This window comes from Desulforamulus aquiferis (genome assembly GCF_030577015.1).
GTDB classification, from domain to species: Bacteria; Bacillota; Desulfotomaculia; order Desulfotomaculales; family Desulfotomaculaceae; genus Desulfotomaculum; species Desulfotomaculum aquiferis.
Genome location: NZ_JARPTC010000030.1, coordinates 14,697 through 30,003 on the forward strand (window position 1 = coordinate 14,697; position 15,307 = coordinate 30,003).

The window sequence follows — 15,307 nt, forward strand, 5'->3', positions numbered from 1 at the left end:
TTTATTTGTTGATAGGAGGATAAAGGGCCAAGCCTACCAAATCAATTAAGCCTTTAACCTCTACACCAAGCTCGTGCTCATCAACCATGGGGTAAAGCTGTGCTTTACAAATGGAGCAGGGAGCACACAGAATGCCGTCTCCATCCTTGCCAACACCAGTTGCACGTACCTGCTCAGCCTTTTTAGCTGAGAATTTAATGCGCAGATCGTACATTTCGGGATCGTCAAACAGGATAGCTGAGCCACCACCGCAGCAGAAGTTGCGCTCCCGGTTAGGAGTCATTTCAACAAAGTTGCTAACGCTGGCATTCATAACAACCCGCAGGGTATCGCACATGTTGCAGGCCCGGCCAAAGTTACAGGGATCGTGGAGTGTAACGGGTCTTGTGTTAACATCCTTGTGTAGCGTTAGGGCACCCTGCTTGATGTAGTGAGCTACTTCATCGTGCAGGTGTACAATTGGTATCCGACCAGGACGATCTAACATGCCAGGCAGGTACATTTTACCTGTACGCCAACCGTGACCGCACTCACCCCATACAACCTTTTTACAGCCAAGCTTGAGGGCTTCGTCAATAATCCTCATGCAGTTAGCCCGCATGGTGGCCCTTTGGTCAAATAGCAAACCAAAGTTACCGGCTTCGGCAATTTCACTGCTCATGGTCCAGTTGATTCCTAGATAATGGAAGAACTTAGCTGCACCCATCATGGTATTAGGGTTTAGCAAAAAGTCAGCGGAAGATGGAATATACAGAATATCGGAATTGGGCTTATCTGTAGGTATCTTAATGTCTACCCCGGTTTCTTCCATCATTTCTTCTTCAAGGAATTCGTTGGTGTCAATCAGACCCATCTTGGGCAGACCAGTGTGGTTACCTGTTCTCTTCATGGCAGCACCTACGGATGCCTGAAGCTTGGGTACCATACCCAACCAGTGCAGTAACTGGCGACCGGCCATGGTAACCTCGCAGGTATCCAGGCCAAAGGGGCATACCAGGGAGCAACGACGGCACTCATTGCACTGGTAGAAGTAGGAATACATTTTTTCAATATCTTCCAGTTCCAGATCCTTGGCGCCGATAAAGCCGCCAAGAAGCTTGCCTTCTGGAGTAAAGTAGCGCTTCCAAACCTTACGCAGGAGGTCTGCACGGTTGGTGGGAATGTTATTTGGGTCCCTGGTTCCTAGATAGGTGTGGCAGTTTTCAGCACAAGCACCGCACTTAACGCAGGCTTCAAAGGTGATCATTAGGGAACGGAATTTTTCTCCCAGTTCCTTTAAATGCTTGATGGCTGTTTCAACCTTCAGTTCATCAGGAACCACTTGGATGTCAATTTTTAGCATATCAGCAGCACTGGCTTTTACAGGCTGCTTTAAGCCGGATTCGGTTAATGGCATTTAGTGCACCCCCCCTGAAGCGGATTTTCCGCCGGATACGGAATGGCCGGAGCCACCCACTGCTGCGCCGGGCATACCGGGAGCGGGTTCAACATAGGCACGGTTGATGATCCAACGATGAGCAAACATACCGGGTATATGCAGCAGTTTGCTAAATGGGAAGACAATCATCAGAACTTGAACCAGTAAAAGGTGAAGAACAAATGCAGGATTGTGCAGAACTTCCATATCAGGTGTCAGGGCAGTAAAAGTTATAAGATGCACAACATACTCCCGGGCAGGCTCATAGTGCATGGCATACTCGGGGAATAAACGCATAAAGTTACCCACGGAAACAATACCGATTAATAAAAGCAAATGGGCATAATCACTGGGAGCTGAAATTTGCTTAACTTCATTGATAGCCATTCTGCGATAGAGCAGGTAAATAAGGGCTATTAATATAAGGATACCGAAAGTTGTCCCAAGAATACTGGACAGATACTCACTGGTCTCAGCGGAGGTCAGTCCAATGTAATAGAACTGTAGTCCTAGCAAGCCGATACCCATAACATGGCCGGCCAAGATGGACAGCAGCGCCACGTGCATGAGCCATGCGCCGCTCCATAGGGATTTGTCGGCCTTAAATAGGCTCTTAAAGAGCGCCGCCTCGGTAGCAATGTCCACTAATGCACCAGCCTGAGTGGTAGGTGCGGGTGTCAGGGTTATATTGTGAACAATTCGTCCACTGGCCCATCTGCCAAGTCTGTAAAGAATACCAATAGTAAAAATAGCAACTGCAATATAAGGAAGAATCTGCATAATAAAAAAGGTCACGGCTACACCTCCTTTGGTCTCCCAAAGTAATTTTTGTTAAAAACATTGTCCACAAAAAGCTTTTAAATCATAATTTGAATTGCAAAGCCTTGTGTCCGCTCACCACACCCAACCCTGGAAAGCCGGAATTGGTACTAATTAATTATAACTCTTGCAGAATACAGGCTTCGTTAGGACAGGTTACAACACAGGTTTCGCAGCCCATGCAATCTGTCTCAGCACCGGTAACTTCGGCTTTGCCGTCAACCATGCCAAGAATACCTGCGGGACAGGCATCAATGCATTCGCCACAGCCTTCGCACTTGTCAGCATCGATTGAAATCATGTACATTCCACATACCTCCTTTAGCGAAAATTTTTTTGAATTTCCTCGGGGATGGGTTTGGGGTGGTTAATCGTTAGTTGATGAACACACCTTTTGGGAACCAACATAAAAATAGGCAGTCCAATCCCCTTTCAGGTGATACTATGCCTATTTCGTTGCAACTTGGATTATTCCTTCTAAAATCGTCACTTTTTTTTGAAAACATGAATATTAGCAATTTGCAAATATATTATTTATGGAAAAAAGTACTGCAGGATCTACATAAAAATATAACATTTCTACACCAACTACGTAAAGATGTCCCATGGCTAGTCGAATGACAGATTTCTGACATTTCCCAATAATCCTTTGCCAAGGTAGGTTATACATATATAAATAACCCCCTTCCAAATAATTACCATGTGAGCTTTTTCAGGTTTTTCTAACAATCTTATCTTCTTTGGATATCCAGGTAGGATTTTTAAGGTAATTGGAGAAAATAAATTGGGGAGGTGATTAAATGTCGGTTTATGATATGGCTGTTGAATTAGGAAAAAATCTATCCACCAGCCAGGAGTACGCTAAAGTACTGGATTCCCAACGGGCAGTTAGCCAGGATCCTGAAGCTCGCTCCCTGGTGAATGACTTTCAGCAGTTGCAGAAATCCTATCAACGTATGCAAATGATGGGTCACCAGCTTACCCAGGAAAACCTGAAAAAGCTTAGTGAAATGGAGAAGCAAGCTTCTTCTCACCCTCTGGTAAAGGCTTACTTGGATGCCCAGGCTGGTTTTTATGAGGTTGTAAACATGGTAAATGTGAAAATTCAGGAAGGTCTGACCGGGAAATCAGTCAGCGAGGATGACCCAACTGGACAGGCTAGCTGTAGTTCTACCAAGGGCAGCAGTGAGTGCGGTTCCTGCTCGGGCTGCTAATCAGCCTGCTGCTGTATTTCTATTAGGTCGTTTGCTTGACAGCTATAGTTATGGGTCCTGTGACTACAGGACCCATAAGCTTGTCGAAAAACTACCTGTATTCGGGTTTTAATAATCCCTCACGACTCCTCTCTCCGCAGTGGACAGCGCTAATCGCTTGCTTCGGGATTATTAAAACCCAGTTATATCTTTTTCAACAGGCTGATGATCCTGTGACTACAGGACCCATCAGCTTGCCTGTAGCACAGCATTAGTCTAGTACAAGGATTTCCCTTCTGAGCCAGTCTATTGCTGTGATGGCAGTGCGGTTTCGGATCTGGTTCCTTGCTCCAGTTAGGGTAAGCTGTTGGACCTTAATCTTTCCAAGGATATAAAGGGCTAGATAGACGAGTCCTACTGGTTTCCCTGAGGTGTCTCCTTCGGGTCCGGCTATGCCTGTAACCGCCAGGCCAATATCTGAGCCGGAGGTTTTTGCTACACCCGCGGCCATTTCCCTAGCCGTCTCCTCACTAACGGCACCGTATTTGCTAAGGGTCTCTTCCCTCACCCCAAGGCGGTTTTTCTTTGCCTTATTACTGTAGGTAACCGAGGCCTCCAGCAATACCCTGGAAACCCCTGGGTAATTGATCAGTCTTGCTGCGATAAGACCCCCTGTGCAGGATTCGGCAACGGATAGGGTTAGGCTACGCTGCAGCAGCAGCTTGACCGTTTCCTCTTCTAAACTGGTATTCCCCTGACCATATATATTTTCTTTTAATCTTGAACGTATCTCGTCCTCCAAGGGGGCGATTAATTCTTCCGCTTCGGATTTATTTCCGGCCCTGGCTGTTATCCGCACGATTACATCATTTTCCTTGGCATAGGGGGCTACCGTTGGGTTGCTTTGGCTATTGATAATATCTTCTATGGCACCGGCCATAGAGGCTTCGCCCATGCCGCTGATCCTAAGGACCTTAGAAACCAGCACCCCTTTTTGAAACTTAGTCAGGTATGGTAGCACTTCCCTTTCAAACATTGTGGTCATCTCCCCAGGGGGACCAGGCAGGTTGATAATTATTTTCCCTTCCTTCTCAGCCGCACTGCCCGGGGCAGTACCGACACTGTTTTGGAAGATTACTGCTCCCTCGGGAAAATAAACCTGCTTGATATGGGCCTCGGTCAAGGGCCTGCTTAGCTTGTCGTAAAGAGCCTTTATTCTAAGGTAGGAGGCATTATCAAGTTTCATATTTAGCCCCAGGAACTCTGCTGTGGTCTCCCGGGTCAAGTCGTCTTTGGTAGGTCCTAGCCCCCCGGTGGTAATTACTATATCACTTCGTTGAAAGGCCTGGTGAAAGGCTTCGATAATTCTTTGCGAATTGTCTCCCACCACCGCCTGATGGTACACCAGAATCCCCATTTCCGCCAACCTTCTGGACAAGAACTGGGCATTTGTATTTACAATATCCCCTAGCAGCAGCTCTGTCCCCACGGATAATATTTCGGCCTTCATAATTCCTCCTAACCCAGGTGGGTGTTAATTTATTTCCTTCTTACAGAATTTGCTTCTTCAAATACCAGCACATTTGCCCTCTTGCCAAATACAACTATTATGTCACCTTTATCCAAGACCGTGCTGGCCAGTGGTTGAACTGCCTCGTCATTTTTATAAATCAATAATAGCCAAACACCAAATCTATTGGTGGTATTGATTTCGGCAACAGTCCTGCCGGCAAACCTTGCCCCAACCTGCATCTGTTCAATAATAAATCCCTGGGGTAGCTCCAGTAAGTCAATAACTCCATCACTGGAAAGAAACTGGGCCAGCCTGTGTCCCATATCCCGTTCGGGGAAGACTATTCTGTCGGCACCCATTTTAGTTAGCACCAGTCCTTTTCTTTCGCTGGCAGCCTTGACGGATACGGGAATGCCGGCTTCTTTGAGAATATGGGTGGCAATAAGTGTTCCTTCAAAATCCTCCCCCATGGCCACCACTGCCTCATCAAAGTTCTTCTCACCCACTATGCGAATAAGGTCGTCGTCATTTTCCCCCACATCCAGAATGGCTCCTGATACGATCAGGTCCCTTACTTCGTCCAGATGTTCCTCGTACTTATCTATGGCAAAAATGTCATGGCCCCTCTCATAGAGTCCCTCTATAACACCCCGCCCAAAACGGCCAACACCGACAATTAGAATAGATTTTTTCATTGCCTTTTCCCCTTCTTAGCCGATTAATATTTCCTCTTTCATATACTGGATCCGCCTGTACTCCTTTGCTGCCAGTAGAAGCACCAGGGAAAGAACGCCAATTCGCCCTACAAACATCAGCACTATTATAACCGCCTGCCCAAAGGCTGATAATTCTCCCGTAATTCCCATGGATAAGCCCACAGTGGCCATGGCGGAAATAACTTCAAACAGTACAGGTATAAGGGGTAGTCCCTCTACCACCATCAAGAGCAGGGTGCAGGTTGTGGCCAGCAGCAGGGCGATAACCGTAACGGTAAAGGCCTTAGAAACGCTTTCTGAAGCCAGCTCCCGCTCAAAAATAATTACATTTTTTTTACCCTGGGCTATGGCAACCACTGCTAATACAATGGTACCCAGGGTTGTGGTCTTAATGCCCCCGCCAACAGACCCGGGACTTGCGCCCACAAACATCATCATAATCATTAAAAAGATAAAGGGCTCACTCCAACCTAAAACTGGAACGGTGGTAAAGCCGGCTGTTCTGGTAACTGCCTGAAAAAGGCTCTCCACCAGTTTTTGCCCCATGGGCAGGGTCGCCAGGGAGTGATGGTATTCTGAAAGGTAGTAGAAGGCACTGCCAAACAGAGTAATCAGTCCGGTAACCCACAGAACTAATCGGCTGTGAAGGCTCATCCTCCTCCATCTGCGTTGGATAATCAATTCCTGCAGCACCACATAACCCAGGCTTCCGATAAGGATCATGACCATAAACACCATGATTAAGCCCAGGTTCTCCCGGTATGGGTTAAGGCTCTCGCCAGTTAAGTCAAAACCTGCCCCGTTAAAGGCACTGACCGCGTGAAAAACAACAAATAGACCGCCCTCCAGGAGTCCCTGCTCTAAAATGTTTGGCATAAGCAAAGCCATAAGCAGGGCACCTATGCCCTCAATCATAAGGGTAAGGAGTACAATGCTGCGGACCAGCTTTAGTATCCCCGCGAAGCTAAAGTGGTTTCTGTCCTGGGCCACCAGCACCCTTTGGCCTAATTGGATCTTTAATCCCAGCAAAACAAATACTGCTGTGGTTAAAACCATCAGCCCTAGTCCTCCGATTTGCATCAGAACCAGTATCACAGTTTTACCAAAGAGTGACCAGTGGGTGCTGGTGGTAACCACCGTTAACCCGGTTACTGTCAGGGCTGAGGTGGCTGTAAACCAGGCCTCCATAATCCCGGTGCTTCCCGGCTCCGCCGAAGCCCAGGGAAGCAGGAGCAGTAAAGTTCCAATTAAGTTTACAGTTGCATAGCTGGCAACTAATATTTGTCCCGGCTTGAGTTTCTTAAACATAATGAAAGCGGTTCCTGCCTATCTATCTAGCTTTATAACATATACCTTTAGTATTGTAACAAAAAAACAATGAATTAGAAAACCTTGTGCAAAAAAGAAAATCATGCAATTTTTAATTACATGACCATTCTTCCAGTAAATTTATTTTCTGTTTCGGTTTGACAGGGAGGTATATAAGGATGAGCTGGTCTTACCAGTGGTTTTTCTTTCTAAGTCCTTTTCTAACATTAGGTAATTTTCTTTCAAACTTTCTTTGGTATATTTAACAGCTAATTTATTCAATTCTTCCTTAGTTTCATTAGGCAAGTTAATAAACTCAAAACCCGCCAGTTTAACATTGTTCTTGGTTTTTTGCCAGGTTAGCTTCACTGCAGCTTTTTCTGCCAACAAATTGTTTTTCACATATAAGGGGTGCCACTGGTTACCCTTGATAATTTCTTCCAGCTGTGGAACAAGGTAAACCATAACCCCATTTGCTGAAAAGTTCACCAAGCTTGTTTGTACTTTTCGATCTCCACACTCAAAGTCTATTCTGGAAGCATATTCTGCCCTAATGAATTCCCTTTCGTGGGATATCGAGAAATAGTCCGGCATAGCAAAACCATAAAAGCCCTTAGGTTTATCTCCCAAGGCTATTACCTTTGATTCGGCACTGTAATATCCTCTAAATAGAGATATGCCCAGTGTTACCGGCTGGTTTTCCTCTAAAACCATCACCTGTCCTTCTTCCCTGGGCAAATTAGTCCAAAATAAATTTTCTTCTACCTCTGTCACCAGGGCACAAAAGGTTGATTGATTTTCTGCAGTTATAAATATTTCCCTTTGGGAGGTGATTAATTCAAAACCATTGATTTTATCCATACATAAACCCCCAAGTTAACATTACGGTAGATAGAATATTCCTTCACTAGGCACTTTTTTCCTCTATGTTTAGATAATTTTTTTCGACAATTTTGACGGATTGTGATTGAACTATTCTATTAGTGTAATTTTTATATAAGATTTTCTGGATTCAAGCCATCTAAACCCGGTAATACGAACTTTCCGTCCTTGCGAATTAACACATCATCGAAATAAATTTCCCCGCCACCATATGCCGGTGTCTGGATAAACACCAAATCCCAGTGTATGGCTGACTTATTGCCATTAAAGCACTGATCATAGGCACTGCCCGGTGTAAAATGCAGTGAGCCTGCTATTTTTTCATCAAACAGGGTGTCCTTCATGGGGCTGTTGATCTGGGGATTAACCCCCAGGGCGAACTCTCCAATATATCTGGCACCTTCATCGGTATCCAATACCCTGTTAATTCTATCGGAATCATTGGCGGTGGCTCTAATTATTTTACCGTCCTTAAATTCAAGCCGAATATTTTCATAGGTAAAGCCTTGATATACGGCAGGGGTGTTATAGGTAATAAACCCATTTACCGAATCTCTAACCGGCGCAGTATATACCTCCCCGTCCGGGATGTTTCTTTTCCCGCAGCATTTAATGGCCGGCAATCCATTGATGGAAAAGGTTAGTTCGGTGCCTACACCGGTAATCTTAACCCTGTTCGTTTTAGTCATTAGCTCCACCATTGGCTCCATGGCCTGGGACATGGCCTCATAATCCAGGTTGCAGACATTAAAGTAGTAGTTTTCAAAGGCCTCTGTACTCATATTTGCCATTTGTGCCATTGAGGGGGATGGATACCGGAGGACCACCCATTTTGTTTTAGCCACCCTAATTTTGCTGTGAACCTCATTCCATAGGTATTTGTAGTAAAGCTCCATTTTATCCGGCGGAACATCCGCTAGCTCCGAAGCGTTATCTCCGGCTCTAACCCCAATATAGGCATCCATTTCTTCCATTCGGCAGGCTTCATATTTGGCCCTGAGCCTTATCTGTTCCTCTGTGGCCCCTAGGAGCAATTGTCTTTCTACTGGGGAGCTTTTAATGGAGACAAAGGGCAGCCCCCCGGCCTTATAAACTTCTTTGACCAATTGCTTAACTAGTTCAATCTCTAATCCCGGGTTTTCTATTAGAACCTTTTCCCCTGGCTTTACCTCACAGGAGTAATTGACCAGGTTTTTTGCTAGGGTTTCAATTCTTGGATCCAACATCAAAATTCCTCCCACTTCACCAACTAACGCTTTCTAAATGTATTCACCGTTATTTTATTTAATTCTTTTCTCCTTTTTGCCAACACCCTTAGGAATCGCTTCAAGAATTACCTGCTTACCCTCCCGGTAAACTTTAATTTGGTAATCCACAACACCTTCCCGGTAAAGCTGAATTTTTTGTTCCAACAGGGCCTTGTTGACCTGAGCATGAAGTTCCTGGGTAAGGAAGCTGTCCTCTTCCTTCTTGACCTGGTTTTTGGCAGCTCTAGCAGGCGAGCTTTTACTAAAAATGTCCTCCCCCGGATTGTTTTCAAAGGTGTTTTCTTCTTTCCAGCCCGCAAACATTTCTTCATCACTTAGGTTTTTTTTAATTTTATTTTTTGTCATGGGTTCACCTACTCACTTTAGTTATTGATTTAATTATAGAATGATCCGTTATCCAGAGCAAAGTAAAAAGCTTGGTTTTCACCAAGCTGCAGTGTGTCGAGAAACTACCTATATTCGGGTTTTAATAATCCCTCACGACTCCTCTCTCCGCAGTGGACAGCGCTAATCCCTTGCTTCGGGCGAAAATGGGCCGCCTTCGAGTAAACATCGTGTTTACCTCAGGCTTGCCCGGACGTCCATGTCCGGGCACCCATTTTCGCATCCTCAGCTTCGCGAAGCGCTGTTTCCACTGCTTCGAATGTCGCTGCTCAGGATTATTAAAACCCAGTTGTATCTTTTTCAACAGTCTGAAGCTTGGTTTTCACCAAGCTCCAGATTGTCGAGAAACTACCTAATATTCGGGTTTTAATAATCCCTCACACTCTCTGCCTACCGTGTCTCCATGTAGTGAGGACAGCACCTGCCATATTTGGTGCTGGAGCAGGTGTCGTGGTAGAAATCCTTGCATTTGTCCTTTACGCAAAAATCCCTCTTCTTGCATCTGTCCTTCTCATGTACCGGACAATTCTTAAATGTGAAGGTATCCTTTTTGATCTTGATTTTACAGGTTCTTTCCATAAAGTGGGGGCATCTTTTAATATAGTCAGCTTTGGAGCAGGCATTATCGTAAAAGAGTTTGTTCTTATGCCTCATATTTATCCGTCTGACTTCACATACATCCTCTTTTAAATAGGGACAGCAGCATGAGGCATGAAAGTACTTATTTGGTTTGATGGGTTTTACCCTATATTCATAATAGGAGCATCTATTGGAGTATTTAGAGGTGCAGCATACATCATTATAATACTTCTTATTGTCCTGGTAGATGTTCACATTCCTGATCTCGCAGTGATGTCCGACACAATAGGGACAGCTTTTAGATGGGCTTATAAAGGTGTATGTTTTGGCCGCATATACCTTTCTGGTAAGATGGGGACACGTTTCAGCATAATCTGAAGTGCTGCATATTTTTTGAATTAATGCCTCATCTTCAAAAGGAGTATTAGTCAATTCACAGGTATTACCTGTTAAGTATGGGCAAGCAGCCATATTCTTTCCTCCCCGCAAATTTCTTCTTCAACTCATTGTATTCTGCGGGGGGATTAATGGTAACCGAGCATGACAAAATACCATATTATAACTATTTTTTAGCCAGTACTCCAGAGAAAAGATGAAGGTAGCCGGCATAGCCTTCCTTTTCCAATTCTTCCTTGGGAATAAACCTTATTGCTGCCGAGTTGATACAATAGCGCAGTCCTGTGGGATTAGGTCCGTCATCAAAAACGTGCCCTAGGTGCGAGTCAGCCCCCTTGCTGCGAACCTCGGTGCGCAGCATATTATAGCTTAAATCTTCTTTTTCAATAATGTTGTCCTGATTTATGGGTTTGGTAAAACTAGGCCAGCCACAGCCTGAATCAAATTTATCATAGGAGGTAAAAAGGGGTTCCCCGGATACAATATCTACATAAATACCCTCTCTTTTATTATCCCAATATTCATTTTTAAAGGGCGGTTCAGTGGCGTTATTTTGTGTCACATCGTACTGCATCGGGGTAAGTCTACTGAGGGGGTCCTTTTTTTTAGCCTCATTACCCCAGTGTTGCTTTATAAAGCGCTCCCGCCCGGAACCCTGCCGGTAGCTTTGATAGTGCCGGGGGTTCTTTTGGTAATAGTCCTGGTGGTAATCCTCGGCGGGATAAAAGGTCCCTGCCGGTAGTATTTCTGTTACCACAGGTTTTTCAAACCGCCCGCTTTGGTTTAAGTCCCTTTTGCTTTTCTCTGCCTTAGCCCGCTGGTCTTCATTATGATAGAAGATGGCTGTTCGGTAGGATAAGCCCCGGTCAAAGAACTGTCCCCCCGGGTCAGTGGGATCTATTTGCCGCCAAAAGGTTTCAAGCAATTTATCATAGGCCAATAGGGAAGGGTCGAAAATTATCTGGACTGCCTCATAGTGTCCCGTAGTATCGGAGCACACCTCTTCATAGGTAGGATTTTCCTTGGTTCCCCCGGTATAGCCGGATAATACCTGAATTACACCGGGCAATTCCTGCAAAGGCTTAACCATACACCAAAAGCAGCCTCCGGCAAAGGTAGCCAGCTGCCGGTTTTTCTCCTTATTGTTAGCATTAGACATTATGCACACCTCCACCTAAATTCTAATGGTATTATGATGCCCAATCCTGTGATATATCCAGATTTTCATCCGTATAATGCAATCATTAATTAATAGCTAAGCCGTCGTAAATAACTCCGACGGCTTAGCAAGAATTATCTATAGGGTTTTTGACAGTCGCACCTTGATCTCTTCTAAAAATTGCCGGGTATTTACTACTTGTTTTTCCCCCTCTGCCAGGGTAGCTAAATCCTTAGTCATGATACCTTCTTCTATGGCAGTTAGGGTAGCCTTTTCTAATCTCTCCGCAAACTCCATAAGCTTTGGAAGCTGATCCAATTCCCCTCTTTTCCTCAGGGCGCCGGTCCAGGCAAACACCGTGGCCACTGGGTTTGTGGAGGTTTCCTGACCCTTCAGGTGCTGGTAGTAATGCCTGGTTACTGTTCCATGGGCGGCTTCATATTCATAAAAACCCTCTGGTGAAACTAACACCGAGGTCATCATTGCCAGACTGCCGAAGGCAGTGGCCACCATGTCGGACATAACATCACCATCGTAGTTCTTGCAAGCCCAAATCATACCTCCAGAACTGCGGATAATCCTGGCCACGGCATCATCAATCAGGGTATAGAAATACTCTATGCCGGCGGCTGCAAATTTTTCCTGATATTCTTGCTCAAATACCTCCTGGAATATATCTTTAAAGGTATGGTCATATTTTTTAGATATTGTATCCTTGGTGGCAAACCATAAATCCTGCTTTGAATCCAGGGCATAATTAAAACAAGCCCTGGCAAAGCTCTCGATGGATTTATCCAGGTTATGCATGCCTAACAGAACACCAGGCCCGGCAAATTGGTGAATCACTTCCTTATAGGTCTCCCCATCTTCTGCCGTGAAAATTAATTCAGCCTTACCCTTGGCTTTTATTCTCATTTCCACATCCCTATAGACATCACCGTAGGCGTGTCTGGCAATGGTGATGGGCTTGTCCCAGGTCTTGACGAAGGGTTTAATGTTCTTAACAATGATTGGCGAGCGAAAAACAGTTCCGTCAAGAATGGCCCGTATGGTACCGTTGGGGCTTTTCCACATTTGCTTCAAGTTATATTCCTCAACCCGCTGGGCGTTGGGTGTGATGGTGGCGCATTTTACTGCTACACCATACTTCTTTGTGGCCTCGGCAGCATCCACGGTAATCTGATCATTGGTTTCATCTCTTTTTTGCAGGCCCAGGTCATAGTATTCTGTTTTTAGTTCTATGTAAGGATTCAAAAGGATATCTTTAATCTGCTGCCAAATGATTCTGGTCATTTCGTCGCCATCCATCTCCACCAATGGCGTTTTCATCTGAATTTTTCCCGACATGGATAGTCCCCTTCCTAATGAATTACTTGTATTAGTACATTATAGAACAAAACCGGGACAAAGATACAATTCCAGGGCAAATATACAATACACACAAAGAAAACTTGACTTACGTCAAGCTTTTAGGTACAGGCAAAAGGGGTAATTGGCAGTTTCTAGCCCTTGGGGGATATGGTATCAGCTGTTCATAGGGAGGGGGGAGCAGCTCTGCATGTAAATTCTCTGTTATTGGTATATCAATCTTTACTTGTTCCCTATCATATTGCCTATCCAATATATCCACAACTATTTGGCCAATCTGCCGGCCTAAACGCAGTCCCTGAATGAGGTCCGAGGGAAAGTGAATTCCCCCATATAATCTAGAGATAGAATCCTCCTCGGCTAACTCAACTATGCGCTCTTTTTCCGGTGAAAAGAAATAGCTTAAAATGACCTCCACCGTTCCGGCCATTACGGAATGCCCCGACGGATAAGCGGGAAACCTTGGTGTGCAAATGGCTGTGGCTAAGGTTTGGTCCAGTTGATTGGGCCGGGGAATATCCCAAAGATATTTATAATACCAGGCTATTACAAAGGCATCGTTTAGTGCCCCTTGCACTGCCCCCAATACCCTGGCTGTTTTGACTGGGGATAAATTATAGGTGTCAATAAGCCTATCAATTATCGGCGTCCACTGCTTGGTGGGCGGACCATCGCCCCAGTAAAGGGCTATCTGCATCTGTTCCTTAGTCAGCCTCTTTAGTGTCTTTTTTACTACTGCCAGCTCTGCTTCAAAATCTATGTTGGAGGGATGCTTGATGGCAAAATCGACTATTTCACCATCTACGGTCAGGAAGCTGCCCTGGTCATCCCGCTCAAAAAAATATAAGGGCCATGACCCGGCAGTGGGATCTATTCCCCGGGGTACTCTAGCTTCTCCCGCGTAGGACAGTTGTGACCATTTTCTTGGTAGGTTCAATTTATTTGTTCCTGGGAATTTTGAAATGTAACATGGCTTGGATTCCAGATAATTTGTTATTACCTCACAGATATCTACTCTCATGCTCATCCCTCACAAAAATAATTTCCTGTCATATTTTATGCAATTTTACAATTATTGACACTGTTATATAAAAGAACTCACCAGGCTTTTACGCCTGGTGAGTGTGCAGTACCTCTTTTTTACTTTTTCGTCTGTTTCTCCAGTCATCAATGAGGGTGTAGACCACGGGGATTACAAACAGGGTGAATATGGTGGAGGTGATTAACCCCCCGATTATTACCCAGGCCATGCCGCTGCGGTTTTCAGCACCTTCGGTTATTGACAAGGCTGTGGGCATCATGCCTGCAACCATGGTTATGGTTGTCATGATGATTGGCTTCAAGCGCGTATTGCCTGCCTCAATTAAAGCCTCCCTAAGGTTTCTTCCCTTCTCCATTAAAGTATGGGTATAATCTATCAGCAGGGTACCGTTTTTAGCCACCAGGCCATCCAGCATTATGATCCCGATCAGGGTAAATATATTTAGATTATTATTGGTCAGGGCCAGGGCCGTCAGTGCCCCAACAATTCCCAAGGGTAATGAAAGCATTCGGATAAGGGGCGTGATAAAGGATTCGTAGAGCATTACAAGAACCATGTATACCAATACCACAGAAAGGACCAGGGCAGCCCCAAGCTCGGAGAAGCTTTCCCTCATACTCTGATCCTGCCCGGTATATTTGACGGAGTAGCCCATGGGCATATCCACCTTGGCCAAATCCCTTCTGATATCACCCATTACATCCCCCAGGGGACGGTCCTTTACTCCGGCTGTTACTGTAATTACCCTTTGCTTGCCTTCCCTGCGAATACTCTTTGGTCCGCTGCCATAGTCTATTGAGGCTACCTGCCCCAGGGCTATGGTGCTTCCATTGGTGGCCACCAGTAAATTTTCCAGATTATATATATCCATGGTATTGGAGCCGGCCAGCCGAACAACCATATCAACTTCTTTATCTCCATCCCGGAAGATACCCGCATTTTCCCCGTTGATGGCTGCCCTGGCTGTATCAGCCACATCCTTTACGGAAATTCCGTAATGGGCCGTTCTGTTATGATCAACATTTATCTGAACTTCCGGCTGCCCCAAGGCCCAATCGGTCCTGGCATCCGTAACACCGGCCACCCGGGAAATTGTATCCCTCACTTGCTCTGAGAGCTCATTGAGCTTCTCGGGGTCGTTGCCTGCTACTAAAATACGCACCGCAGAGCCACCGCCCCCACCCCGTGAGTCAGACTCGGAAACAAATACCCGACCGTCCTTGATGGTACTGCCCAGCTTACGGATATCACCGGCAATCTCCG

The 15,307-nt window shown here is 45.4% G+C and carries 16 protein-coding genes; 1 reads left to right on the forward strand and 15 read right to left on the reverse strand.

The window, feature by feature from the left end; all coding sequences use genetic code 11:
• Position 1: 1 nt before the first annotated feature.
• From P6N53_RS17320 to P6N53_RS17335, 4 genes are all read right to left on the reverse strand, one after another.
• Complete coding sequence (locus P6N53_RS17320) at positions 2–1,396, reverse strand: (Fe-S)-binding protein (protein ID WP_304545424.1); 1,395 nt, start codon at positions 1,394–1,396, stop codon at positions 2–4.
• Positions 1,397–2,212, reverse strand: a complete 816-nt coding sequence (locus P6N53_RS17325; RefSeq protein WP_304545425.1) for a respiratory nitrate reductase subunit gamma — start codon at positions 2,210–2,212, stop codon at positions 1,397–1,399. It lies immediately after the preceding gene.
• A 142-nt stretch (positions 2,213–2,354) separates the two neighbouring features.
• Positions 2,355–2,543, reverse strand: coding sequence for a 4Fe-4S dicluster domain-containing protein (locus P6N53_RS17330; protein ID WP_304545427.1), 189 nt, complete (start codon positions 2,541–2,543; stop codon positions 2,355–2,357).
• 204 nt (positions 2,544–2,747) lie between these two features.
• On the reverse strand, positions 2,748–2,906 hold the full coding sequence (locus tag P6N53_RS17335) for a hypothetical protein (protein ID WP_304545428.1): 159 nt from the start codon (positions 2,904–2,906) through the stop codon (positions 2,748–2,750).
• 130 nt (positions 2,907–3,036) lie between these two features.
• Between P6N53_RS17335 and P6N53_RS17340 the strand changes: the two genes are divergently transcribed.
• Positions 3,037–3,450 carry a YlbF/YmcA family competence regulator gene (locus P6N53_RS17340; RefSeq protein ID WP_304545430.1) on the forward strand — a complete coding sequence of 138 codons (414 nt, stop codon included), beginning with the start codon at positions 3,037–3,039 and terminating at the stop codon, positions 3,448–3,450.
• A gap of 250 nt (positions 3,451–3,700) precedes the next feature.
• Here P6N53_RS17340 and P6N53_RS17345 read toward each other — a convergent pair whose 3' ends face one another.
• The 11 genes from P6N53_RS17345 to P6N53_RS17395 all read right to left on the reverse strand — a co-directional run.
• Positions 3,701–4,939 carry a competence/damage-inducible protein A gene (locus P6N53_RS17345; RefSeq protein WP_304545432.1) on the reverse strand — a complete coding sequence of 413 codons (1,239 nt, stop codon included), beginning with the start codon at positions 4,937–4,939 and terminating at the stop codon, positions 3,701–3,703.
• 29 nt (positions 4,940–4,968) lie between these two features.
• Positions 4,969–5,637 carry a potassium channel family protein gene (locus P6N53_RS17350; RefSeq protein ID WP_304545433.1) on the reverse strand — a complete coding sequence of 223 codons (669 nt, stop codon included), beginning with the start codon at positions 5,635–5,637 and terminating at the stop codon, positions 4,969–4,971.
• A 15-nt stretch (positions 5,638–5,652) separates the two neighbouring features.
• Positions 5,653–6,966: a TrkH family potassium uptake protein gene (locus P6N53_RS17355; RefSeq protein WP_304545435.1), complete on the reverse strand. Its 1,314-nt coding sequence runs from the start codon at positions 6,964–6,966 to the stop codon at positions 5,653–5,655.
• 141 nt (positions 6,967–7,107) lie between these two features.
• On the reverse strand, positions 7,108–7,827 hold the full coding sequence (locus P6N53_RS17360; protein ID WP_304545437.1) for a PilZ domain-containing protein: 720 nt from the start codon (positions 7,825–7,827) through the stop codon (positions 7,108–7,110).
• Positions 7,828–7,958: 131 nt separating this feature from the next.
• Positions 7,959–9,074, reverse strand: coding sequence for an aminopeptidase (locus tag P6N53_RS17365; protein WP_304545439.1), 1,116 nt, complete (start codon positions 9,072–9,074; stop codon positions 7,959–7,961).
• Between the two features lie 54 nt (positions 9,075–9,128).
• The gene (locus P6N53_RS17370; RefSeq protein ID WP_304545441.1) at positions 9,129–9,461 is read right to left on the reverse strand and encodes a hypothetical protein; all 333 of its coding nucleotides are present in this window, start codon (positions 9,459–9,461) and stop codon (positions 9,129–9,131) included.
• Between the two features lie 429 nt (positions 9,462–9,890).
• On the reverse strand, positions 9,891–10,550 hold the full coding sequence (locus tag P6N53_RS17375) for a hypothetical protein (protein ID WP_304545444.1): 660 nt from the start codon (positions 10,548–10,550) through the stop codon (positions 9,891–9,893).
• Positions 10,551–10,641: 91 nt separating this feature from the next.
• Positions 10,642–11,634: a peptide-methionine (R)-S-oxide reductase MsrB gene (gene msrB / locus P6N53_RS17380; RefSeq protein WP_304545446.1), complete on the reverse strand. Its 993-nt coding sequence runs from the start codon at positions 11,632–11,634 to the stop codon at positions 10,642–10,644.
• Positions 11,635–11,772: 138 nt separating this feature from the next.
• Positions 11,773–12,981 carry an NADP-dependent isocitrate dehydrogenase gene (locus P6N53_RS17385; protein ID WP_304545448.1) on the reverse strand — a complete coding sequence of 403 codons (1,209 nt, stop codon included), beginning with the start codon at positions 12,979–12,981 and terminating at the stop codon, positions 11,773–11,775.
• A gap of 109 nt (positions 12,982–13,090) precedes the next feature.
• Positions 13,091–14,023, reverse strand: a complete 933-nt coding sequence (locus tag P6N53_RS17390) for a vanadium-dependent haloperoxidase (RefSeq protein WP_304545449.1) — start codon at positions 14,021–14,023, stop codon at positions 13,091–13,093.
• Between the two features lie 88 nt (positions 14,024–14,111).
• Positions 14,112–15,307: efflux RND transporter permease subunit (locus tag P6N53_RS17395; RefSeq protein WP_304545452.1), on the reverse strand; the 1,196-nt coding region annotated here is incomplete at its 5' end.

Coding starts and splice junctions, on each gene's coding strand:
- P6N53_RS17360 (WP_304545437.1), bottom strand. CDS start 7,827: ATGGATAAAATCAATGGTTTTGAATTAATCACCTCCCAAAGGGAAATA.
- P6N53_RS17330 (WP_304545427.1), bottom strand. CDS start 2,543: ATGTACATGATTTCAATCGATGCTGACAAGTGCGAAGGCTGTGGCGAA.
- P6N53_RS17320 (WP_304545424.1), bottom strand. CDS start 1,396: ATGCCATTAACCGAATCCGGCTTAAAGCAGCCTGTAAAAGCCAGTGCT.
- P6N53_RS17350 (WP_304545433.1), bottom strand. CDS start 5,637: ATGAAAAAATCTATTCTAATTGTCGGTGTTGGCCGTTTTGGGCGGGGT.
- msrB (WP_304545446.1), bottom strand. CDS start 11,634: ATGTCTAATGCTAACAATAAGGAGAAAAACCGGCAGCTGGCTACCTTT.
- P6N53_RS17385 (WP_304545448.1), bottom strand. CDS start 12,981: ATGTCGGGAAAAATTCAGATGAAAACGCCATTGGTGGAGATGGATGGC.
- P6N53_RS17365 (WP_304545439.1), bottom strand. CDS start 9,074: ATGTTGGATCCAAGAATTGAAACCCTAGCAAAAAACCTGGTCAATTAC.
- P6N53_RS17375 (WP_304545444.1), bottom strand. CDS start 10,550: ATGGCTGCTTGCCCATACTTAACAGGTAATACCTGTGAATTGACTAAT.
- P6N53_RS17390 (WP_304545449.1), bottom strand. CDS start 14,023: ATGAGAGTAGATATCTGTGAGGTAATAACAAATTATCTGGAATCCAAG.
- P6N53_RS17335 (WP_304545428.1), bottom strand. CDS start 2,906: ATGTATAACCTACCTTGGCAAAGGATTATTGGGAAATGTCAGAAATCT.
- P6N53_RS17370 (WP_304545441.1), bottom strand. CDS start 9,461: ATGACAAAAAATAAAATTAAAAAAAACCTAAGTGATGAAGAAATGTTT.
- P6N53_RS17340 (WP_304545430.1), top strand. CDS start 3,037: ATGTCGGTTTATGATATGGCTGTTGAATTAGGAAAAAATCTATCCACC.
- P6N53_RS17355 (WP_304545435.1), bottom strand. CDS start 6,966: ATGTTTAAGAAACTCAAGCCGGGACAAATATTAGTTGCCAGCTATGCA.
- P6N53_RS17345 (WP_304545432.1), bottom strand. CDS start 4,939: ATGAAGGCCGAAATATTATCCGTGGGGACAGAGCTGCTGCTAGGGGAT.